The following is a 23539-nucleotide window of genomic DNA, read 5'->3' on the forward strand; positions in this document are numbered from 1 at the left end:
CAGGGAACAGATTGCTGAAGGTGTTTTTTTCTATTGGCAAGTTTGGGTAGCTGTAGCCTTAATCTTTGAATGGAAGCTGATCAAGACTATATTCATATGATTGTCTGAATTGCATGCTGCTTACATAACCATATCCATCAGCGAGGAAGGAAATCGCCTCATCACCAAACTGATTGTCGATGGTTGTGAACTTTTGGGGTGTCAGAGGCAGCGTGTTCAGTTGAGCGGCAGTGGCTTTGTATATTTTGAATCCGTCTGCAATAACGTATAGATTCCCGTTTCGGCTAAACTCGATGTCATAGGTGGCTGTCGGGAATTCGACAACCGGTATAGCACTCTGGAAGGAGGTTCCTTTCAGACGTACAACTTTGCCTGTAGTCACATGCGTCTTTTTATTGGTAAAGGAAGCAGCTGCATACAGGTTACCTCGTTTATCCCAGTCCAGACCGGTAATCTGCACAGAATATCCTTTGACTTCTGCATCGGTAAATGGCTTGAATGTCTGACTATGGCGCATCAGTTCATTATGGGACAACACCGCTCCTTCTTTAACATAGCGGGCATCCAGTTTGTAGAACATATTCTCATAACCGGAGCGGGAGAAGAAAATGTCTCCATGATCATTGACGGTTACCGCTTTGCCATTGGGAAGATCGGCAATTTTGGTTTTGACCAGAGTGGAGGTAGAGATTTTGAGTAGCCCGTAATTGGGATTCTGTTCACTTGCTTCGCTGGTCAGATACAGATCTTTATTATTGCTTCCCATTCCTTTGATCGCATCTACATCCCAATCGGATAAAAAAACGGGCAATGGCTTAATACGGACAAAGCGTACTTTCTCCAGAGCGCTGATACCGGCAGAATTAACCGCATTATAATGAACCGTATATATTCCTGGCGTATGCACATCAATTTTTGGAACCATTTTACCTTTAAAGGAGTACGTAATGGTTTTTTTGAAATCGGAATACGTATCATCGTCTACTGTAAATCCCCGTTCGTAATACAGATCATCCTGAAATTGCGAAATTTTTTCCTTATCGATAGCAATGACAGGTCGGGATGCCGGGAAAATACGGTGGATCTGCGCACTATCAACTATATAGGATTTGCCGTCAGGCAGGAACAAAAAGTCTCTTGCACTATCAGTTTGGGAATCCTTGTGTTTATAAATGTTTACTTTATCCGCAGTTATTGGCCATTTGCCATTCAGGCTGTCTGCAGTAATTCTATTGATTCCTTGTGTGAATAGCGAATTCCAGCTATTTCCCCAATAATCCATAAAATAAAGATTACCTTTAGTATCAAAAGCAATGTGTGATGTAGGTTCATTATTGGCCAGAAGCGGAATCCACTTTCCGGAATTTACATTCCATTTGAAAATCGTTCTGCCTGCTTTCACTGGGACAGTAGTGGAGACGTACAACTCATCCTGCGGACTGATTGCAATTTCCAGAGAGGACCCGCTGTACAACCCTTCAGAAGGGAATGCAGCATAATTTGTACTGATCCGGCTGAATTCCGCTGCCGTTACAGGAGTGGTCGGCATATCCTCAGCCGCTACCTTTTTAACAGATGCTTTATCCATATCATCAAGGGTAGTGTAATAGAGGTTGCCTGAGGAATCCAGAGCGACAGAGAAAAAGAATGTATTGGACTTGGTTACGATTGATGTGATCTGGCGTGTGGCAAGGGACACTTTGGATAATCCGTACATTCCCTGTGCAAAATACACATATCCATCATGATAGTCTACACTCCATGGAGCGGTAATATTCAGATTTTCCAGTCGGTAATGATCCTCTTCAATCCCTTCAGGAAAAGCAGGCTCGCTAAAAGGTGTTTTTTGTATATCTGTGAATACATACGTACCATTGATGCTATCATTGCTGGTATATACTTCACCATTCGGCAAAATAGCAATACCGACACCTGAGAAGGTAGGATAATTGTCACTTAGCTTTTCGGTATCGAGGTTTGGTTGGAAATCCAGCAATTGTGTGGCTGTTATACGGTGAATATAAGATTCCAGCAAAAGCAAATTGCCGGAAGGGCCGAATGATATATCCTTTATTATATAAGGGATGTTTACAACCGGGTCGGTAACTTTCAGATCCTCGGCATCTGTTCGTGCCAGTATGGAAACAGGATCCACATCTCTTTCTTTTGTTAATGCTATATACAATTTTCCATCTTTATCAAAATCAAGACCTGTTATCCAGCCATTCGCCCATACTTGTCCTTCTGTAAAGGGCATGAAATACTCCGCACGAGATAAAAACTGTTCCGAAGTCAAAGGTACAGACGTGTTAAGATAACGGGCATCCACTTTTCCGATCTGTTTGCTTTTAGGGAGAACGAAGTACAGATTACCTGCCGTATCTACTGTCAGCGCACTAAACAACTGTTTTGTATCCACCAATAGAGAGCGCTTGTAATCGGATAAAGAGACTTTATAAATGCCTGTTCGTTGGGACTGATCAGAGATGGGACCATTGGCTACATATAGATTTCCATTGGCATAATCCATCGTTTTTGGATTTCTCAGATCAATTTCGGATAGATCTTTGGGTAGCGGCTTAACGGTAACGATTTGCGTTTGGGTGTCTGCTGCAAGACCATCAGCATTTATGGCATTGTAATAAACCGTATACTCTCCCGGCAGGGAAGTGTCCAGACGGGATACAGGTTGTCCGTCCAGCGTATAGGTAAGCTCCAGAGGAATGTCACCGTATTTTTCATCTTCCACGATCGCTCCTCTTTCAACATAGGGCTCATTTTGGAACAGTTCGATTGCTTCAGAATTATTCAAAATGATCCGCGGCTTGGAATCGGGAAAAGGCGCAAAAATAGATTGGCTATCTGCCACATAGACCCTCCCATTGGGAAGGATAACAAATCCATAAATATGCATGGACTTATGGAAGTACGGTTTGGGCGTTTCTTCGGAAACGGGTAGATTCTTGAGTGCACTGCCCGGAATTCGATTTAATTGATCCATTACATACGGAGGTTCGTGCTCATAGTAGCCAACCAACTGAACCTGCAGATTTCCTTGAGGGTCAAAAGCGATAGCTTTGATACTCATGGATTGGTCCTCAATAACCTTATAAAATTTTTGTTTAGAAGAATCCCATTTGAGCAATCCTGTAAGTTCAGGACCCAAGCTGGTATAGTACTTGTTAAAAAGAGAGATATACAGTTGATTATCCGGTCCCATGGCCAGACCGCTGATTTCTGAATGTTCTGAACCATTGGAAGGAAGGGGTACTTCAGTATAAATGGTACTCTGACTTACAAATTTGTCGGCAGTCAGAGGGAGCGCTACAGACTTGTTGAACGTAAATTTGTAAACATTCGGATCGGAGCGCAGCGAGTAGTACAGGCTGCCATATGTATCCACCGTCACGGAACGAAAAGCAACCCGGGCGCTTTTGCCTACCACTCCATGAATCTTGCCTGTCGTCAGGGAGATTCGTGATAATCCGTTCTGACCCTGAGCGACATAAATATATCCGTTGTAATAGCCCATGCCATAAGGAGTGGCTATAGCGAAATTCTGCAATTGATCATATACATCTTGCTGTACGGACGACGACTCATTTTGCAAAGCGGAGACAGCCGGCTCTTCCGGAAGAGTGTACACGTCATTATGTACAGCCGGCTTGGCAGGATCATCGGCTACGGCATCTTCCTGCATCGTACCTGTAACTTCTCCCTCAGGAACGAAGCTTGCCGCAAAAGTTCGGTTGTTCACCATCCCTGTGAGGATTAGACAGAGTACCAATCCCCAAATTAAACCTTTTCTCATAAAAATTCCTCCTTTAATTGGTATAAATGTATTACTAAAACTAATATAGCAGCTTATTCTTATAAATGGATATAGGGACTAAGCGGTGTTGTTCATCTTTATAAAAAAATCCAGCAGACCCCCACCATATTGTCATAAATGGTGGGGGTCTGCTGGAAATAGAATGAATTTTGTTTGATAACGGAAAAGCAGTCTGCGCAGGTACCTGCTGTATAAGAGGTATCAGGCTGAATATTTTTAATTATAAAGCATTATACGGTGCTGTCATTCCATCTCGGCGGTTTGACCCGCATGGCCAGAAGGAAGCAGACGCATAATACAACAGTTGCCAGTACATAAGGATAATTAATATCCAGATCGAATAATGCACCTGCTACAACCGGCCCGGCAATATTACCAAGGCTGGTATAAGCCGAATTCAGACCGGCGATATAACCCTGCTCGTCTCCGGCATTCTGGGACAGCTGGGTACCAATCGCCGGTCGCAAAATATCCATAGCCAGAAAGACGGCAAATGTAACGACAAAGATCAGGAAGTACGTATGCACTAGCAGTGTCAGTGAGATGAACAACGCCGAAGCAATCAGACAGATCACGATCAGTCGCTGTCCGCCGAACCGGTTGATCATCCAGCCAAATATGGTCGCCTGTACGACGGCACCGGCGATGGAGCCAAATGTAATAATGATGGCAATATCCCGCGCGGTAAAGCCGAACTTGTGATCCACAAACAGCGAGAATACCGTTTCGTAATTCGCCAGTCCGAACGAAGCGACGAACACGATGACCAGACTCAGGAAATAAGGCTTGCGGTATGATTCCATCAGCTGACGAACCAGACTGCTTCGCGGACCTGCATCCTGTGCGGTAGCCAGCTGCGCCCGGCGTTCCGGACTCAGTGATTCCGGCAGCAGAATAAAGGTAGCCACCGCAGCGATCAGACCGGCTATAGCTGCTGCGTAAAATGGTACACGAATACCATATTCAGCCAGCAGTCCGCCGATGCCCGGCCCGATAATAAAGCCGGTTGTAATCGCCGCATTAATAAAGCCCATCCCGGCACCACGTTCTTCATTGGAAGTAATATCCGCTGCATATGCCATAACCGATGGCATAATCAGGGCTGCGCCGAGACCGCCGATCATACGTGAGACGAATAGCAGACCCGGTGCATTGGCGATAGCGAACAACCATTCCGAGATGGCAAAAATAATCATACCGGCGATGATCAGCTTTTTGCGGCCGACCCGGTCGGACAGACGTCCTGTAAAAGGAGAAAAGACGAGCTGGCTGATCGAGAATGCCGCGACCATCAAGCCCAGAATGCTGCCTCCGATATGCAGCTCGTTCATATAGGTTGGCATGATCGGAATGACCAGACCAATCCCGGTAAAGACGAGAAAAATGTTAAACATGAGCAGCAGCAATGCTGCCCGGTTGCGTAATAAGAGTGCCATTGTATCCTCCACCATATCATGTATTGATTTTCATATACTGAACATTCGGTCTGTATTCATGCATGGGTATACCGGAAGAGAGACAGGTCGTTCGCACCTGTCATTTTTCTCTGGCAATTCCGTACAGAAATGTCCGAATGGCAAACTGATAGCTGTCCAGCATGGTCTCGATTGAAGCATTACGGGACGTCTGACTGAGACCGACCAGAATGCTCTCCAATACCATCGCTTTTTGTTCCACATGGCCTGCCGCAAATTCACCTGCATCAATGCCTTCCTGAATCAGCTTCCGGTTAAACTGCAGATGTTCGGCCATCATACTGGTCATTTTTTCTTCCACTTCGCTTTTTTGCTCATCGTTACTGAAGAATTCGTCAGCGGCACGAGTGAGCGGATGATTCAGTTCTTCCTGGATGATCTGCTCGGCCAGGCCGAATAATTTATCGGTTACCGTAGCATAGGAAGACTGCTTTTCCTGCCATTTATCAAGCCAGTCACGATCCCATTCATTTAATAAATAAAGGAAGAGGCCTTCCTTGCTTTTGAAATGATAATAGATGTTGCCTTTGCTGCTGCCTGTGGCGGCGACAATATCTTCGATGGAAGTCGCCTTGTATCCCTTTTGTACGAACAGGCCTCGGGCCGCTTCACTTATTTTTTTGCGGGTCAATTCACTCTGGGCCTGCTTTTTATTCATCATATCACCTCAACACTGAACGTTTGTTCAGTATTGTAGCAAATCCGGCTTGAACAAAGCAAGCAGATTATCCGATGATTTTGAAAAAAGGCTGTGATATGATACGATAGCGTCGTAATTTACAGGACAAATGGCCTGCGGCCAGCCTTTGCTTTCCGTAGGGTACAGTGTCCGATGCTAAATCAGAGAACGGGTGAATAAATAGATGAGAGTCATATCAGGCAGTGCCAAAGGCAGACCGCTCAAAGCGGTACCCGGGAATGGAACCCGGCCAACAACCGACAAGGTCAAGGAAGCGATTTTCAGTATTATCGGTCCCTATTTTGAAGGAGGAACCGTACTGGATCTGTTCGCCGGTACCGGTGGACTCGGTATTGAAGCGCTTAGCCGCGGGATGGAACACGGCATATTTATAGATATGGAGTACAAGAGTATTGAAGTGGTCAAAGGCAATCTCAAAGCGGCCAGCTTCAGTGACCAGGCAGAGGTATACCGCAATGAAGCCGGACGTGCGCTCAAAGTGCTGGCCAAAAAGGAAGCCGCGTTTGATCTGGTGTTCCTGGACCCGCCTTATCGGATGAAGAACGGCACAGAGCTAATGACCGAGATGCATGAGCGTCATCTGCTCAACCGTGGAGCCACTATCGTGCTGGAGTTTGAGAGCAGTCATCGTTATCCTGAGCAATTGGAACATTTCCAGGGGGTACGGCAAGCGGTGTATGGCGAGACCACCGTACATGTATATCGATACGAGCCGGAAGATGAACAAGGAGGTGCGGACAATGAATAATGCAGCGAACAAGGGACGTGTAGCCGTATATCCCGGCAGCTTTGATCCGGTGACGATGGGGCATCTGGACATTATTCAGCGTGCCGCACGGCAGTTCGATACACTGATTGTCTCTGTACTGAACAATCTGAGCAAAAAGCCGCTGTTTACCGTCGAAGAACGTGTTGCTCAGCTAAAAGAAGTGACCGCCGATCTGCCCAATGTCGAGATCGACAGCTTCCGCGATCTGCTGGCCAACTATATTCGTGAACGTGAAGCACAGGTAGTTGTACGCGGGATTCGTTCGGTAACCGATTTTGAGTATGAATTGCAGATGGCTTCCATTAATCGTGAGTTGAACCCGGATGCAGAGACCATCTTTATGATGACCAATCCGCGTTACTCGTATTTGAGTTCCAGTATGGTCAAGGAAATTGCCCGCTTTAACGGCAATGTATCCGATTTTGTACCGCCGGTGATTGAGCAGCAGCTGCAGCGCAAGTTCATGTCGGCAGACCTGCATGGAGAAGGCAGTCTGTAGTGGAATTGAACCGGTGGACATGGGATAATAAAAGGAAGCAGAATTGCCTATACACCTACTGAGCGTCAGCGCATCAGACACCAAAGGAGAGAATCCCATGTCCGGCCGAAATCTTCGTCCGCCGCTGTCCTCGAGACGGTCCTGGCTGTATTTACTATGCATGATTATTCTTGTATACGTACTTGTCTATATGCCCACTCCCTACGTGCTTAATGCACCGGGCAGTGCAGACGAGCTAAAGCCGATGGTCACCGTCAGCGGCGGCGATCCTACCGAAAAAGGTACATTTATGATGACCACCGTATCTGTCAGTTATGCTAATATGGCGATGCTGATCGGAAGCGTTTTTGATGATAATGAAGAGATTGGCCCAAAACCGCCCCAGTCGAATCATAAGGAATATGAGGCGGAGCAGCTGTATTATATGAACAGTTCCCAGTCTAACGCGGTTGCCGCTGCTTATCACCGGGCTGGAGTGCCTTACTCGGTTGAGCCGCAGTATGTATTTGTGATTAACGTGCCGGAAGGTAATACACAGATTCATGCGGGCGACCGTTTTGTAAAGCTGGACGGGCAGGCGATCGATTCATTCGCACAGTTGGAAAAGATATTGCAGAGCAAAAAGGCCGGCGATACGGTTGATGTTACTTTTGACCGTGCAGGTACGACAGTGGAGCAGCAGATTACACTCAAAAGCTTCCGGGATGCCAGCGGCAAGTCACGTGTTGGGTTTGGCGTATCGATTGGCGAAGTGCAAAAGGTCACGCCGGATGATCCGGCGCATGAAGTTCACTTTGCCAGTACGAGCATTGGAGGTCCCTCGGCGGGATTGATGTTCACGCTGGAGATTTACAATCAGCTAACAGACGGAGACCTCAGCAAAGGCTACCGGATCGCCGGCACAGGAACAATCGATGTTCAGGGCAATGTCGGCGTGATTGGCGGCGTCCAGCACAAAGTAGTGGCTGCCCAGGAAAAAGGAGCCGAGATTTTCTTTGTTCCCCAGGGGAATTATCCGGATGCTCAGAAGCAGCTGCAAAAGATGCATTCCACCATGCGACTGATTCCGGTGAAGACGCTGGATGATGCACTCCGTGAACTGGATCGTCTGCCTGCAAAAGGTTAAACTAATTTTAAACAGTCAGTGAGCTTCCAGCAGGCTTTTTGCACTACGCTGCACAGGTATACTGAAAAGCATCGTCATTCGTGACGATGCTTTTTCTGTACGGCAATAGGATTCATATATATCCATAAATGATGTACTCTCTAGACTCTGATCGGAGCACGATAATAATCGGAATACAGTTGACGAGCATCCTGTGAAGCAAAAGCAGACGCCTGCATTACGGTCGCCCGGATATCCATCTCCATATGCGGATGGTCCGTATCGGCTGGACGGGTAATCACAGGCAAAGTGGACGTTTTCTTCATTAATTTGAGCAGCTGGCGTCCATGTTCGGTAAAGCCAAGCACACGCAGGTAGCCGGGACCGTCCTGCAGGGTGGCTTCCGTCAGTTCGGTCCGCCGGTGGCCGAGCAGCAGATGGGCGATCAGCCGCTGCAGTCGGGCGTATGTATATCGCCGGGTCTTGAGGCTGTCCAGCAGTCCGGTCACCGAACAATCTGTCAGGGACGTCAATTTGGACAGCAGACGGTGTTCCAGTCCTTCATTCATATCATAATAGTCAGCCAAGCGGGCAGGTGTAGCAGTGGCTATCGTCTGCAGCAGCGGCTGCCAGAGGTCATTGATGTGAGCCGGCCCGCGTCCGGACTCGGTCTCATTGTGGATAATGCGCATGACTTCTGCAGGCATATAGGCAGCGGCCCGATCCGGCTGCTCCATGAGCAGATTACGAATCGCCGTTGCGCTGGCAATCTGTTCATGCACAGGCTGCGGATCATGATAATGAGACTTTTCCCGCTGAATGGTACCGGGTACGATGGAACTGTTCAGACGCCTCAGAGCAATCAGATATTGAAGCCCCAGTGTATTATTGGGTTCGCTTAACATGGCTGCCGCTTCCGATGAGATGCTTTCTGCCGCACCGGCAGCCTGACTGACCGCTGCAGGGTAGCTCAGTCCTTCCTTTAGCGCATCCTGCAGTCTCTGCCTGAATTCAGGCCGTTCGTCTGTCAGAAGATCAGCTAGGGCATTCAGATGAAGCAGCGAACCGGCTTCACTGCCAAATACCAGCTGATCAACCACTCCGGTCGCTTCCAGCAGAGAAACCGCACCGTAGGCAAACCATTCTGCAGGCTGCACCACATAGACAGAAGGCAGCTCGATCACCAGATCACATCCGCAGCGCAGTGCCATCTCCGCCCGCGCCCATTTGCTAAAAGCCGCCGGTTCGCCGCGCTGGGTAAAGCCCCCGCTCATGACGGCCACAACGGCATCACAGCCCGTCAGTTCACGTGTTTTATGTATATGCAGCAGATGTCCGTTATGAAGCGGATTATATTCTACAATAATGCCGGCAACTTTCATAAAATCTCTCCTCTTTTGGGTAAAAATATGGTAAAATAAATCGTATGTGCAATTTGTAGATTCTATTATAAATGATACGTTTACGATATCATTATACTGAATTAATAAATCATACGTTGACAAAAAGAGTCATTAATCGGTATAATAATTTTTGTTTGTTTGGAGTGATAATGATGCAATTCCAATTTAGAAAAATGGCGCAGAGCGATCAGCCTATAGAGTTTCATCAGACACTTGATTCCGGCTTTGTAAAAAGCGGACGTAATGATATCCTGTCAGCTTCACCTTTACATGTGGATGTAAAAGCGAAGTACAGTGTAGATCAGGCTGTTGATGTGAACGGAACGTTGAAGCTTGACTTACAGATGGCGTGTGCCCGCTGTCTGAGACCTGTGGATCTTCATCTTGATGTTGAAGTTCATGAGGAGATCAGACACGGCGAAGAACCGGAGAACGTAGCCGAGGAAGATGATGCAGTATATGTGAAGAGTGATACTGTGGATCTTCAACCTTATCTGGAAGAAGCTGCTTTAATGGATTTGCCGGCGGCAGTTCTATGCAAGGATGATTGCAAGGGACTGTGCCCGACATGTGGAGTCAACCTGAACGAACAGGATTGTGATTGCGATAACCGGCCGATTGATCCTAGGCTGGCAGGACTTAAGGATTTTTTCAAATGATTTGATAACTCTGTATTCAGAGTGTTAAATGGCATTCAATTAGATGAAGGAGGTGGGAACGATGGCAGTACCTCAACGGAGAACTTCCAAGACACGCCGTGACAAACGTCGTACACACTTTAAATTGGCAGTACCAGGTATGGTAAAATGCGAAAACTGCGGAGAAATGAAATTATCTCACCGCGTGTGCAAAGTGTGCGGAACTTACAAACAAAGAGAGATTGTACAACAATAGTCTTTCGCAAAAGTAGTACTTCATCACTTGATGGAGTACTACTTTTTTGTTTTGCAGGCAGATTATGGGGATATTCCTGTCATCTGGAGTGCATGTTTGGAAGGCAATAAAACCCCTCAGCCCTTGTGGCATATGGATTTAGGGAAGAAGATTGCACTGCCTCTTTCTTTTTGCGGAAATATGCTTTATACTACATTCTTAGTACCAGGTTCTAAAACAAAACCAACAGGTTTACATATAGGTTTACAACAGCAGCATGGCATCATTCGGATGTCATTACAGCATCAAAGCAGTAGCCAACAAGGGAGGTGTGTGGCCATCGAACGTTTGCCCAAAAGGCAGCGGCAGCAGCGGCTCGTCAAAATTATCGATGATAATCCATTTGTTACGGATCAGGAACTGACCCGCCAGCTGAAGGTAAGCATTCAGACGATTCGTCTGGACCGGATGGAGCTGGGCATTCCCGAGCTGCGGGAGCGGATGAAGCTGATGGCTGAACGCTCCTACGATCAGGTCAAGTCACTGCCGCTCGATGAAGTTATCGGGGAAGTTGTTGATTTGCAGCTGGACAAGAGCGGTATTTCCATTTTTGAGATTCGTGAGGAGCATGTATTCTCGCGTAACCATATTGCCCGGGGCCACCACATTTTTGCCCAGGCCAACTCGTTGGCGGTAGCTGTCATTAACGATGCGATCGCTCTGACCGCTTCAGCGGATTTGCGGTTTGTGCGTCCGGTGAATCTTGGAGAGAAATGTATTGCCAAAGCCTATGTACAGTCCGGCACGACACGCAGAGGCAAAGCCCGGGTAGAGGTGCTGACATATGTGGGAGAAGAAATGGTATTTCAGGGGAACTTTGTGATTTACCGGTCAGACGGGGAAGAACACGACGAAGGAGGACTTGATCATGCGAATCGCGATTGACGCGATGGGGGGAGATCATGCTCCAGACAGCAATGTCTTAGGCGGATTACAGGCAGCAAAAGAATGGAAAGATACGGAGATTATTCTGGTTGGTGATGAGCAGCGGATGCGATCCCTGCTGTCCGAGATTCCTTCCAATCTCCGGATTGTACATGCGTCCGAAGTAATTGAACCGGATGATGAACCGGTTAAGTCCGTTCGACGCAAAAAGGATTCTTCAATGGTCGTCGCAGGCCGCATGGTCAAGGACAATGAAGCGGACGCGATGATTTCCGCCGGTAATACCGGGGCATTGATGACGACAGGTCTGCTCGTCGTCGGACGTATGGCAGGCATCGAGCGGCCGGCACTGGCGCCGATGATTCCGACCATTGACGGCCGGGGCGTACTGGCGCTTGATCTGGGTGCCAATATGGATGCCAAGCCCGAACATCTGGCACAGTACGCGCTGATGGGCAGCATTTACCGGGAAAAGGTACAGGGTGTAGCGAATCCCCGTATCGGCCTGCTGAATGTCGGCACCGAAGCTCAAAAGGGCAACGAGCTGACCAAAGAAGCTTTCCCGCTGCTTGAAGCACTGCCGATCAATTTCGTGGGCAATGTAGAAGCGCGGGATATTCTGAACGGCGTATGCGATGTTCTCGTATGCGATGGATTTGCCGGAAATATTCTGCTCAAGTCCATGGAAGGAACCGCTTCGGCGATTTTCTCCCTGCTTAAGGATAGTTTTACCCGATCGCTCAAGAACAAGCTGGCGGCAGCCGTGCTGATGCCTGAACTGCGCGGTCTCAAGGATACACTGGATTATAAGGAACATGGCGGTGCACCACTGCTCGGACTGAACGGACTGGTTGTCAAAAGTCACGGTTCTTCCGATGCGGGTGCGATCAAAAACGCTGTACGCCAGGCCAGAGTAGCGGTTAGCAGCGGACTGGTTGCCAACATTTCCAAAGAAGTTATACAATAGGTTTTTGTTGAATTGCCATTTGCACATTTTTGCAGATTCTATCCATCATGGAAATTAGCGAGAAAAGAGTGACCTATATGAGCGTTTTGCCTATCGGAATTATCGGAACAGGAAAATATGTTCCTGAGAAAATATTAAGCAATGCTGATCTGGAGAAAATGGTCGATACGAATGACGAATGGATCGTCAGCCGTACCGGTATCCGTGAGCGTCATATCGCTGCACCGGATCAGGCGACCTCGGATCTGGCTTATGAAGCGGCTGTCAAGGCGATTGCTTCTGCAGGCATTACGGCAGAAGAGCTGGATCTGATCGTGATTGCGACGATTACGCCGGATATGTCTTTCCCTTCCACCGCCTGCATTTTGCAGGAAAAGCTTGGAGCCAAGAAAGCAGCAGCGTTTGACCTGTCTGCCGCCTGTTCGGGGTTTGTCTACTCGCTGGCAGCAGCGACCAGCATGCTGCAGATGGGCATGTACAAAAATGCCCTGATCATCGGTGCGGATACACTGTCCCGGATTACGGACTACACCGACCGCAATACCTGCGTACTGTTCGGCGATGGAGCCGGCGCGGTAGTGATCGGTGAAGTTGGCGAAGGGCGTGGATTCAAATCATTTGATCTGGGCGCTGAAGGTGCAGGCGGCGAACTGCTGAAACTGCCGGCTGGCGGTTCCAGAACACCAGCCTCCGCAGAGACACTGGAAGCCAAGCAGCATTTTATCCAGATGAGCGGACGTGAAGTATTCAAGTTCGCGGTACGTGTAATGGGGACAGCGACCGAAGAAGTGCTGCGCAAAGCGGAAATGTCCAAGGATGATATCGATCTGTTCATTCCTCATCAGGCGAACGTGCGCATTATCCAGTCCGCCATGGAGCGTCTGAACCTGAGCGAAGACCGTGTAATGGTCAACGTGCAGAACTATGCCAACACATCCGCAGCTTCCATTCCGCTGGCTCTTGTAGAGGCGGTAGAACAGGGTCGCATTAGCGAAGGCGACCGTGTCGTTATGGTCGGTTTTGGCGGCGGTCTGACATGGGGAGCATCCGTGCTGGTATGGTAACGGGTGATCGTGTTAGTATTAGAACTGCATAAGCATGACAGCAAATGAACGACCAAATATAATCAACGGATTTCAGGAGGTTATTCCGAATGGGTAAAATCGCATTTGTGTTTCCCGGACAGGGAGCACAAAAAGCAGGCATGGCCAAGGATGTGTATGATGCAATGCCGGAAGCGGCAGTGTATTTCAACAAGGCTGATGAAGTGCTTGGTTTTCCTATCAGTACACTCGCTTTTGAAGGTCCGGAAGAAGAACTCAAGCAGACAGCCAATACGCAGCCTGCACTGCTGACAGCCAGCATCACGCTGCTGGAAGCACTCAAAGCCCGCAATATCCAGCCGGATTATGTGGCAGGGCATAGCCTTGGCGAATACAGCGCTCTTGTAGCGGCTGGTGCACTGTCCTTTGAGGATGCGGTAGCGATTGTCCGTGCTCGCGGACAATTTATGGAACAGGCTGTTCCTGCCGGCCAGGGTGCCATGGCAGCCGTACTGGGTGCGGAACGCGAAGCGCTGACAGCGTTGTGTGCAGAGATTACAGCCGACGGTCATGCGGTAGAGCTGGCCAATGTCAACTGTCCGGGACAGATCGTTGTATCGGGTTCCCGGGAAGGCGTCGATGCGGTTGCCGGCCGGGTCAAGGAGATCGGCGGCAAGCGTGCGATTGCACTGGAAGTGAGTGGACCTTTCCATTCTTCCCTGATGAAGCCTGCAGCCGAACGTCTCGGCGAGCGTCTGCAGGAAGTACAGATTCAAGATGCAGCAATTCCGGTTGTAGCCAATGTAACAGCCAGTCAGGTGACGTCGGGTGATGATATCCGTTCGCTGCTGGTAGAACAGGTGTATTCTCCTGTATTATGGGAAGACAGTGTTCGCTACCTTATTAATGAAGGTGTGGATACATTTATCGAGATTGGACCGGGCAATGTACTGACAGGCCTGATCAAAAAGACAGATAAAAATGTACGACTCATTAACATTAACAGTCTGGAAAGCCTGGAAACTATTGAAGTTGACGCCTGATACAGGCTTGACTTGATAACCATGCAGCATCAATTACGAATCGTACCAGGAGAGGGAGGAATGTATGGAAAACAGTAAACCGCTTCAAGGGCAGGTTGCACTGGTAACAGGAGCATCCCGTGGTATTGGACGCAGTATTGCGCTTGCACTGGCTGCTGCCGGTGCCGACGTAGCCGTCAACTATGCGGGCAGTGAGTCTGCTGCCAATGAAACCGTAAGCCAGATCGAAGCCATGGGTGTAAAAGCTATTGCCATTCAAGCCAATGTCGGCAAGACCGATGAGGCAGAGGCCATGGTCAAACAGGTCAATGATACATTTGGCCGACTGGATATTCTGATCAACAATGCAGGCATCACGCGTGATAATCTGATTATGCGCATGAAGGAAGATGAATTTGATCAGGTCATCGAGACGAATCTCAAAGGCGTATTCAACTGCCTCAAAGCAGTGACACGCCCGATGATGAAGCAGCGTTATGGCCGGATCGTCAACATTTCTTCCGTGGTCGGTGTTCAGGGTAATCCGGGCCAGGCCAACTATGTAGCAGCCAAAGCAGGCGTAATTGGCCTGACCAAATCTGCGGCCCGTGAGCTCGCTTCGCGCGGAATCACTGTCAATTGTGTAGCGCCAGGATTTATCGCTACCGACATGACAGATGAACTGAACGAAGATCAGCGTGCCGGCATTCTGAATACCATTCCACTGGGACGGCTTGGACAGCCGGAAGAGATTGCTCAGGTAGTGTCCTTCCTGGTATCACCAGCTGCTTCCTATATGACAGGTCAGACCCTGCATGTGGATGGCGGAATGTACATGTAATATATAGAGCATTCTTACAGATGCTTATATAGATTTTTATCTGCAATTTTCGTATAATACTTGGAAGAGGAGGTGAACCGGATGTCTGATGTTATGGAGCGTGTAAAACGCATCGTTATCGACCGTTTAGGCGCTGACGAGGCTGATATCAAGCTTGAATCTTCTTTTAAAGATGACCTTGGCGCAGATTCCCTCGATGTGGTGGAACTCGTTATGGAATTGGAAGATGAATTCGACCTGGAAATTTCTGATGAAGACGCGGAGAAAATTACGACCGTAGGTGAAGTTGTGAACTACATACAATCTCATACCTAAGGATCATAAGTCCCGTTACCTGCGATATACTGCAGGTCGGGACTTCTCCACATTTTTGGCGTCTATCGGAGTGAATACAAAATATACACATGCAGTCGATATGAGGTGAATGTGTTTGAAGCATAGAGTGGTAATTACAGGTCTCGGAGTGATGACAGCTCTGGGCAAGGATAAAGATACATTTTGGAATAACTTGATGGCCGGCAAGTCCGGCATTTCACCGATTGAAGGATTTGATGTGAGCGATTATCCAACGAAAATCGCCGCACAGGTTCATGATTTCAACCCGGAAGAATATATGGAACGCAAAGAGGCACGCAAGCTCGATCGTTTCGTACAATTCGCGGTAGCGGCTACAGCGGAAGCGCTGAAAGACAGCAAGCTGAATGTACGTGAAGATACAGATCCTGAACGTGTCGGCGTGATTATCGGCTCCGGTATTGGCGGTCTGGGCACGTTTGAAGATCAGCACAGCATTTTGCTGGAAAAAGGTCCAAAACGCATCAGTCCATTTTTCATCCCGATGATGATCGCGAACATGGCTTCCGGTCATGTATCGATCGTTCACGGAGCCAAAGGCCCTAACGTAGCACCTGTTACGGCATGTGCAAGCGGCAGTCATGCGATTGGAGATGCGTTCAAATTCATCCAGAGCGGTGAAGCGGACGTAATGATTACCGGCGGAGCGGAAGCGACGATTCGTCCTACCGGACTCGCAGGTTTCTGTTCGATGCGCGCCATGTCCACACGCAATGATGACCCGGCTGCAGCCAGTCGTCCATTTGATACAGGACGTGACGGATTCGTAATGGGTGAAGGTTCAGGCATACTGATTCTCGAATCTCTGGAACATGCGCAAAAGCGCGGTGCTCACATTTATGCAGAGGTTATTGGTTATGGTCTGAGTGCAGACGCATTCCATATGACAGAACCCGATCCGGATGGACCGGCCCGTTGTATGAAAATGGCGATCCGCACAGCAGGCATTCAGCCGGAAGACATTGATTACATCAATGCTCACGGTACATCTACACCGGTAGGTGACAAATCGGAGACCCGTGCGATCAAAATGGCACTGGGCGAGCATGCAGCCAAGATTGCTGTCAGCTCCACCAAATCCATGACCGGCCATCTGCTTGGCGCAGCCGGCGGGGTAGAAGCGCTGATCTGTGCATTGTCTCTGCAGAACCAGATTATTGCGCCAACGATCAATCTACACGATCAGGATCCAGAATGTGACCTTGATTATGTACCGAATGAACCACGTCAGGCCAATTTGAATGTAGTAATGTCCAACTCTTTTGGATTCGGGGGACATAATGCCTCGATCATCCTGAAGAAATTTGAAGCGTAAGGAGTCAGTTTCTTGAACGGAGATGTGAAACAGCTACAGCAACAAATTCAAATTCAGTTTCATAACCGCCAGCTGCTCAAACAGGCATTCACACACGCATCGTATGTGAATGAACATCGCTTCAGTCAGCATCAGGATAATGAACGTCTGGAGTTTTTGGGAGACGCGGTTTTGGAGTTGACGGTGTCGGAGTATCTGTACAATGAATATCCCGAACGTCCGGAAGGCGAACTGACCAAGCTGCGTGCAGCGATCGTCTGTGAGCCTTCCCTGGTAAAGTTTGCGGAATCACTTGATTTTGGACGTTATGTTCTGCTCGGTAAAGGAGAAGAACTGACAGGCGGGCGTCAGCGTCCGGCATTGCTCGCCGATGTATTTGAATCTTTTATCGGAGCGTTGTACCTGGATCAGGGTCTCGATGCAGTAAAATCTTTCCTGGATAAGTATGTATTCTCAAGCATATCGCCCGGTGGCCAGTTCCAGATGATGGACTTCAAGACGGAACTGCAGGAACTTACCCAGCATCACAATATGGGCGTTTTGGAGTACCGTATCGTCGAGGAAAAAGGTCCTGCCCATGAGCGGGAGTTTGTCTCGGAAGTATATATGGGAGAAGAGAGTCTTGGCCAGGGATCAGGCCGCTCCAAAAAAGAAGCGGAACAACGCGCGGCGTCTGCTGCACTGAACCGGTTGAAGCTGAAATAACATTCTCTTTTCTGACAATTACAGGACAAACAAAGAGCAAAGAGCAGTCATAGTCCCCTTGAGGAGTACAAGAGGCACGACCGCTTTTTGCTCTTTTTCCATTGATGGAACAGCAGGTAATTATGCTACAATAGCAGTAGAGGTGAACACGAATTATGTTCCTGAAAAGAATTGAATTATCCGGTTTTAAATCATTTGCCGACAAGACGGAAATGGAGTTTGTCAAAGGGATCACGGCTGTGGTCGGACCCAATGGCAGCGGCAAAAGTAATATATCCGATGGCATCCGTTGGGTACTCGGTGAACAGAGTGCCAAGTCCCTTCGTGGTGGCAAAATGGAAGATATTATCTTTGCAGGCAGTGACTCGCGCAAGGCAGTCAGCTATTCCGAAGTTTCGCTGACGCTTGATAATGAAGATCAGGCGCTGCCGCTTGATTTTAACGAGGTAACCGTGACCCGACGTGTACATCGCAGCGGAGACAGCGAATATTTGATCAACAAGCAGACTTGCCGTCTCAAGGACATTACCGAGCTGTTTATGGATACCGGTATCGGTAAAGAAGCCTATTCTATTATCGGGCAGGGACGGATCGAGGAGATACTCAGTACCCGTTCGGAAGACCGGCGGGGTATTTTTGAGGAAGCTTCCGGTATTGTCAAATACAAGTCTCGCAAAAAGGATGCTGTCCGCAAGCTGGACGACACTGAGCAGAATTTGCTGCGTATCCATGATCTGGTGCATGAGCTGGAAGATCAGATCGGCCCGCTCAAGGAGCAGTCGGCCAAAGCGCTTCACTACAAGGAGCTCAAAGAAGAACTGAAACATAAAGAAATATCGCTCTATGTCCATGAGATTGAACGTATTCACAGCGCATGGAGTCTGGCTGGGGACAAGCTCAAAGAGCTGGAAACTGCCCAGCAGGCGCTGGCAGCTGTCGTTGCCGGTCATGATGCCAAGCTGGAAAATGAACGTGGGGCCCTGCGTGAAGCGGAGCAAGCGGTAGAGCGGCTTCAGGAACTGCTGCTGCAATACAGCGAGCAGACCGAGAAAGCCGAAGGCCTGGGAGAACTGCTCAAGGAACGACGTCACAATCTGGAAAATAATCGCAAACAGCTGGGAGCAGCACTGGAGCGCAGTGAAGAACGGACCAGCCAGCGTACCGGTGAGACCGAGCAGCTGCAGACCCGACTGGCTGAACTGAATGAGCAGCTGTCCCAGCTGCAGCAGACATTGTCCAGTGAAGAAGAGCGTCTGACCGGAATCAACGGAGGGATTCAGCAGAATCAGGAGGAGAGCCTCAAGGGTGACCTGCTGGAACTGATGAATACGATGGCACAGATGCGTAACGAGATCCGTTATGCCGATCAGCAGACTGAAGCGACGCAGCGCCGTATGGTGCGTGCAGAGAGCGAGTCAGGCAAATGGCGAGATGAGAAGAAACGCCTGGAAGACAGCAAGGCTGCACTGACGACTCTTATGGATAAATTAGCCAAGGAAATTGCCAAGGTGCGGACCGATTATATCCAGCAGAGCGAACAGCTGCATGCACTGCAAAAGTCCGGCGAAGAAATGCAAAGCTCTATCCGTAAATGGGAACAGCGGCGTGAAGCGCTTATTTCCCGGCGTGATACGATGCAGGAGATGCAGGAAGACTTCGAAGGCTTTATGCTCGGAGTCAAGGAAGTGCTCAAAGCTTCCCGCAATAACCAGCTGGCTGGCGTACATGGAGCCGTCGCTGAACTGATTCGTGTACCGGAGCATCTGGAGCAGGCGATGGAGACTGCACTGGGCGCTTCCGTTCAGCATGTGGTTATGGAGAATGAGGAGACGTCCCGCCAGGCGATTGCTTTTCTGAAGCAGCGTCAGCTGGGCCGGGCTACCTTCCTGCCGCTGAACGTTATTCGTCCACGCCGTATCCAGGAAAGCGACAAGCGTCTGGCTGAGAGTGCAGAAGGTTTCGTAGGGATCGGGGCAGAGCTGGTCGGTTACGATGACCGGTATGCATCCATCGTCGGCAGTCTGATCGGCAGTGTCGTTATTGCCGAGACACTGGAGCAGGCGAACCGCATCGCGGCCAAGCTGAGTTATCGTTATCGCGTTGTTACACTGGAAGGTGATGTGGTCAATGCCGGCGGTTCGATGACAGGCGGAAGCCAGCACAAGAAAAATACCAATCTGCTGGGACGCAAGCGTCAATTGGATCAGCTCGGTGAACAGATCATCGAGAGTGAAGCGCAGATCAAGCGTCTGCATCAGGAGATTCAACAGATGCGTCAGCGTCTGCAGGATACCGAGAACCGATTGGATCAACTGCGCTCCGCAGGTGACCGCAAACGTAATGAAGAGCAGCAGGCGGCCGGTGAGCTCAAGCAGCTGGAGCATGAGTTCCGTCATGTGAATGAGCAGTATGAGCTGTATGGCCAGGAGAAGACAACCTACAATGAAGAGCTTGCTGCGATTGCCAAATCACGCAAGGAAGCCGAGCAGAAACTGGCAGAGCTGCAGCAGCAGGAACAGCAAATCCAGTCGGATATCCAGGCGGCCGAGCAGGCACGCAAATCCAATGAATCGGTGAAAGAAGAGCTTCAGGAGAAAGTAACTGATCTCAAAATCCGTCAGGGTAAGCTTAGCCAGGAAATCTTCTCGCTGGAAGAGCAAATGTCCCGTACCCAGGAAGAGTCCCAGGACTACGGACGTGAACTGGAAAGCAATCGGGAGCAGCTGGCTGCCATTGATAAGGATATGGAGAAAAACAGCCGTGAGCAGCAGCGCCAGCAGGAAGAATTGATTCGTCTGCGCCGCAAGCGTACAGAGACGAGTGAAGAGCTGGAGCTCAAGCGTGCGGAACGAACACGGCTGCAGCAAAAGCTGGAGCAGGAAGAAAACAAAACCCGTGAGCAGCGCAACGAACTCAAGACCGTAGAAGACGAACTGCGTAAAACAGAGATCCAGGTCAATCGTCTCGATGTGGAGCTGGAGAATATTCTGGCTAAGCTGCAGGCAGATTATGAACTGACCTACGAGATGGCCAAGCAGCGCTATGAACTGCCGGAAGATTTGCAGATCGCCGAGCAGGATGTACGCGGACTACGAGCGCAGATTACAGCGCTCGGTGAAGTGAACCTGGGTGCGATCGAGGAATATCAGCGTGTCAATGAACGCTATGAATTCCTGTCCGAGCAGCAGAATGATCTGATTGAAGCTAAGACCGCCCTGTATCAGGTGATCAAGGAAATGGACGATGAGATGTCCAAGCGCTTTAAGCATACCTTTGAAGCAATTCGCGGACAGTTCGGCACTGTATTCTCCAAGCTGTTTGGTGGAGGACGTGCTGATCTGGTACTGGCGGACCCGGAGCGTATGCTGGAGACAGGGATCGATATCGTCGCCCAGCCGCCAGGCAAAAAGCTGCAAAATCTGCAGCTGCTGTCCGGTGGAGAGCGTGCACTGACCGCTATGGCACTGCTGTTTGCTATTTTGCAGGTCAAGCCGGTTCCGTTCTGTGTACTGGATGAGGTAGAGGCGGCACTGGATGAAGCGAATGTGGTGCGTTTTGCTCAGTATCTGCGCGAATTCTCCGGCCAGACCCAGTTCATCGTGGTTACCCACCGCAAAGGTACCATGGAAGAAGCGGATGTGCTGTATGGCGTGACCATGGAGGAAGGCGGTGTATCCAAGCTCGTATCCGTCCGTCTGGATGATATCGAGGAAGCGGATATTGCCTGAGTTTCTGATCAGCCTGTTTTCCAATAAAGCAATGATATTCAATCCTATTCAAGCATAAACCAATGGAGGCATTCTATGAGCTTTTTCAAGAAACTAAAAGAAAGCATTTCCCAAAAAACAGAAACAGTCACCAAGCAGTTCCGTGACGGTCTGGAGAAAACGCGGAAAGGATTCGTCGAGAAAGTATCCGATCTGGTTATCCGCCGCAAAAAGATTGATGAGGAGTTCTACGAAGAACTGGAAGAGATTCTGATCGGTGCCGATGTCGGTGTAAATACGGTTATGGCACTGATCGATGATCTGCGGGTAGAAGTGAAGAAGAGACGTATCGAGGATGCAGCCGATCTGCAGCCGGTATTGTCCGAGAAGCTGACCGAACTGCTGCGCGGAGATGACAATCCTGGACTGAACACCAACCCAAGCGGGATTACCGTCATTCTGTTTGTCGGTGTCAATGGTGTTGGTAAAACGACCACTATTGGCAAAATGGCTCACCGCTTCAAACAGGAAGGCAAAAAAGTCATGCTTGCTGCCGGTGATACATTCCGTGCTGGAGCGATCGAACAGCTGGAAGTATGGGGACAGCGTGCTGGCGTAGAAGTAATCAAGCAGCAGTCCGGTTCCGATCCGGCAGCTGTTATGTATGATGCGGTTCGTGCGGCCAAGCAGCGTGGTGTGGATGTACTGCTGTGCGATACCGCCGGCCGTCTGCAAAACAAAACGAATCTGATGGAAGAGTTGAATAAGATTTTCCGCGTCATTCAGCGGGAGATTCCGGATGCGCCGCATGAGGTACTGATGGTACTGGATGCAACGACAGGCCAGAATGCGCTCAGCCAGGCCAAGCTGTTCGGCGAGAAAAGCGGCGTGACCGGTCTCGTGCTGACCAAGCTGGACGGTACGGCCAAGGGTGGTATCGTGGTGGCAATCCGTCAAGAGCTGAATCTGCCGGTTAAATTTATCGGTCTCGGTGAGAAGATCGACGATCTGCAGCCATTTGACAGTGAGCAGTTTGTTCATGCGCTGTTCGCCGGGCTGATTCAGGCGGAAGAAGAGGCGGAGAAGGAAGACGCAGCCGAGTAATAGCGATATACTCCGTTAGCTGCTGCTCGTCCGAGAAACAGGCCCGGGTGGAATGTCAGGACAAATAGGTTTACAATGAATAGAGTATCTACAATTCGGATGTACGTTAATAGACTCCCCGGCGTAACGAATCATACTGCTGAGGGCTAAAGGACACAGGGCTTGCATAGAGACAGAATAGGGAATTGGATACGGAAAACGAAGAGAGGAAGTGAATTATGGCGAATACGTACACTTATACGCGCAGAGAAGAGATTGCTAATGCGGTTACTCATGGGATTGGAGCAGTTCTCAGTATCGCTGCGCTCGCCATACTGATTACATTTGCCAGTCTGAAGGGAACGCCATGGCATATCGTGAGCTTCACGATTTATGGCATCACGATGCTGCTGTTGTATATCAGTTCTACACTGGTGCACGGTTTTAAGGACGGAAAAGCCAAAGATTTATTCGAAATCTTCGACCATTCAGCCATCTATCTGTTTATTGCAGGAACGTATACACCATTTATGCTGCTTGCAGTCAAAGGAACGCTCGGCTGGAGTATTTTCGGAGTCGTCTGGGGAATTGCATTGTTCGGCTGTGCGTTCAAAGCCTACTTTGTCAAACGGTTCCTGTTTATGTCGACCGTTTTTTATCTATTAATGGGCTGGCTGATTGTGATCGCCTGGGGACCACTCACGGCATCACTGGCGCCGGGAGGCATGACGCTGTTGATCATCGGAGGTCTGATGTATACACTCGGCACCGTATTTTATGTATGGCGGGGCTTTCCTTTTCATCATGCCGTCTGGCATCTGTTTGTACTGGTCGGCAGTATTCTTCATTTCTTTGCCGTGCTGTTTTATCTGCTGCCGCTTCGTTAACAATAGATCGATAG

General features: G+C 49.2%; 20 protein-coding genes. 16 read left to right on the forward strand and 4 right to left on the reverse strand.

All coding sequences use genetic code 11. The features are described from left to right. Nucleotides 1-58 precede the first annotated feature (58 nt). The 3 genes from WH45_RS15415 to WH45_RS15425 form a co-directional block, all read right to left on the reverse strand. Nucleotides 59-3811 (reverse strand): hypothetical protein, encoded by a 3753-nt coding sequence (locus tag WH45_RS15415; protein ID WP_152663573.1) that lies wholly within the window; start codon nt 3809-3811, stop codon nt 59-61. Nucleotides 3812-4062: 251 nt separating this feature from the next. Further along, nucleotides 4063-5268, reverse strand: a complete 1206-nt coding sequence (locus tag WH45_RS15420) for an MFS transporter (protein ID WP_046215316.1) — start codon at nt 5266-5268, stop codon at nt 4063-4065. A 100-nt stretch (nt 5269-5368) separates the two neighbouring features. Beyond that, nucleotides 5369-5965, reverse strand: coding sequence for a TetR/AcrR family transcriptional regulator (locus WH45_RS15425; RefSeq protein ID WP_046215317.1), 597 nt, complete (start codon nt 5963-5965; stop codon nt 5369-5371). Nucleotides 5966-6170: 205 nt separating this feature from the next. Here WH45_RS15425 and rsmD point away from each other — a divergent pair, with 205 nt between their 5' ends. The 3 genes from rsmD (at nt 6171) to WH45_RS15440 (ending at nt 8401) form a co-directional block, all read left to right on the forward strand. Beyond that, complete coding sequence (gene rsmD / locus WH45_RS15430; RefSeq protein WP_046215318.1) at nt 6171-6755, forward strand: 16S rRNA (guanine(966)-N(2))-methyltransferase RsmD; 585 nt, start codon at nt 6171-6173, stop codon at nt 6753-6755. Next, nucleotides 6748-7275 (forward strand): pantetheine-phosphate adenylyltransferase, encoded by a 528-nt coding sequence (gene coaD, locus WH45_RS15435; RefSeq protein ID WP_046215319.1) that lies wholly within the window; start codon nt 6748-6750, stop codon nt 7273-7275. The genes rsmD and coaD overlap by 8 nt, the downstream gene beginning before the upstream one ends. A gap of 97 nt (nt 7276-7372) precedes the next feature. After that, the gene (locus WH45_RS15440; RefSeq protein ID WP_046215320.1) at nt 7373-8401 is read left to right on the forward strand and encodes a YlbL family protein; all 1029 of its coding nucleotides are present in this window, start codon (nt 7373-7375) and stop codon (nt 8399-8401) included. A 140-nt stretch (nt 8402-8541) separates the two neighbouring features. Here WH45_RS15440 and WH45_RS15445 read toward each other — a convergent pair whose 3' ends face one another. Beyond that, nucleotides 8542-9762, reverse strand: coding sequence for a nucleotidyltransferase (locus WH45_RS15445; protein WP_046215321.1), 1221 nt, complete (start codon nt 9760-9762; stop codon nt 8542-8544). A gap of 170 nt (nt 9763-9932) precedes the next feature. Between WH45_RS15445 and WH45_RS15450 the strand changes: the two genes are divergently transcribed. The 13 genes from WH45_RS15450 (at nt 9933) to trhA (ending at nt 23525) form a co-directional block, all read left to right on the forward strand. Further along, nucleotides 9933-10442: a YceD family protein gene (locus WH45_RS15450; RefSeq protein ID WP_235338392.1), complete on the forward strand. Its 510-nt coding sequence runs from the start codon at nt 9933-9935 to the stop codon at nt 10440-10442. Between the two features lie 61 nt (nt 10443-10503). After that, complete coding sequence (gene rpmF / locus WH45_RS23200) at nt 10504-10677, forward strand: 50S ribosomal protein L32 (protein ID WP_081604133.1); 174 nt, start codon at nt 10504-10506, stop codon at nt 10675-10677. Between the two features lie 327 nt (nt 10678-11004). Beyond that, a complete protein-coding gene (gene fapR, locus WH45_RS15455) occupies nt 11005-11601 on the forward strand; it encodes a transcription factor FapR (RefSeq protein WP_200897726.1) in 597 nt (198 codons plus the stop codon). After that, the gene (gene plsX / locus WH45_RS15460; protein ID WP_046215324.1) at nt 11585-12568 is read left to right on the forward strand and encodes a phosphate acyltransferase PlsX; all 984 of its coding nucleotides are present in this window, start codon (nt 11585-11587) and stop codon (nt 12566-12568) included. Before fapR ends, plsX begins: the two co-directional genes overlap by 17 nt. A 77-nt stretch (nt 12569-12645) precedes the next feature. Continuing rightward, a complete protein-coding gene (locus WH45_RS15465) occupies nt 12646-13632 on the forward strand; it encodes a beta-ketoacyl-ACP synthase III (protein WP_046215325.1) in 987 nt (328 codons plus the stop codon). A gap of 89 nt (nt 13633-13721) precedes the next feature. Further along, nucleotides 13722-14654 carry an ACP S-malonyltransferase gene (gene fabD, locus WH45_RS15470; protein WP_046215326.1) on the forward strand — a complete coding sequence of 311 codons (933 nt, stop codon included), beginning with the start codon at nt 13722-13724 and terminating at the stop codon, nt 14652-14654. A gap of 64 nt (nt 14655-14718) precedes the next feature. Further along, complete coding sequence (fabG, locus tag WH45_RS15475) at nt 14719-15474, forward strand: 3-oxoacyl-[acyl-carrier-protein] reductase (RefSeq protein ID WP_046215327.1); 756 nt, start codon at nt 14719-14721, stop codon at nt 15472-15474. 81 nt (nt 15475-15555) lie between these two features. Continuing rightward, entirely contained in the window at nt 15556-15789 is a 234-nt protein-coding gene (acpP, locus tag WH45_RS15480; RefSeq protein WP_046215328.1) for an acyl carrier protein, read from the forward strand. Between the two features lie 115 nt (nt 15790-15904). Further along, nucleotides 15905-17143: a beta-ketoacyl-ACP synthase II gene (fabF, locus tag WH45_RS15485; RefSeq protein ID WP_046215329.1), complete on the forward strand. Its 1239-nt coding sequence runs from the start codon at nt 15905-15907 to the stop codon at nt 17141-17143. Between the two features lie 12 nt (nt 17144-17155). Continuing rightward, nucleotides 17156-17848, forward strand: coding sequence for a ribonuclease III (gene rnc, locus WH45_RS15490; RefSeq protein ID WP_017813636.1), 693 nt, complete (start codon nt 17156-17158; stop codon nt 17846-17848). A gap of 155 nt (nt 17849-18003) precedes the next feature. Continuing rightward, complete coding sequence (gene smc / locus WH45_RS15495) at nt 18004-21576, forward strand: chromosome segregation protein SMC (RefSeq protein ID WP_046215330.1); 3573 nt, start codon at nt 18004-18006, stop codon at nt 21574-21576. A gap of 75 nt (nt 21577-21651) precedes the next feature. Next, a complete protein-coding gene (ftsY, locus tag WH45_RS15500; protein WP_046215331.1) occupies nt 21652-22659 on the forward strand; it encodes a signal recognition particle-docking protein FtsY in 1008 nt (335 codons plus the stop codon). A 218-nt stretch (nt 22660-22877) separates the two neighbouring features. Further along, a complete protein-coding gene (gene trhA, locus WH45_RS15505; RefSeq protein ID WP_046215332.1) occupies nt 22878-23525 on the forward strand; it encodes a PAQR family membrane homeostasis protein TrhA in 648 nt (215 codons plus the stop codon). The last annotated feature ends 14 nt before the right edge of the window (nt 23526-23539 follow it).

Origin of the sequence: Paenibacillus wulumuqiensis (assembly GCF_000971965.1) — a bacterium.
In the GTDB taxonomy this organism is placed as follows: domain Bacteria; phylum Bacillota; class Bacilli; order Paenibacillales; family Paenibacillaceae; genus Saccharibacillus; species Saccharibacillus wulumuqiensis.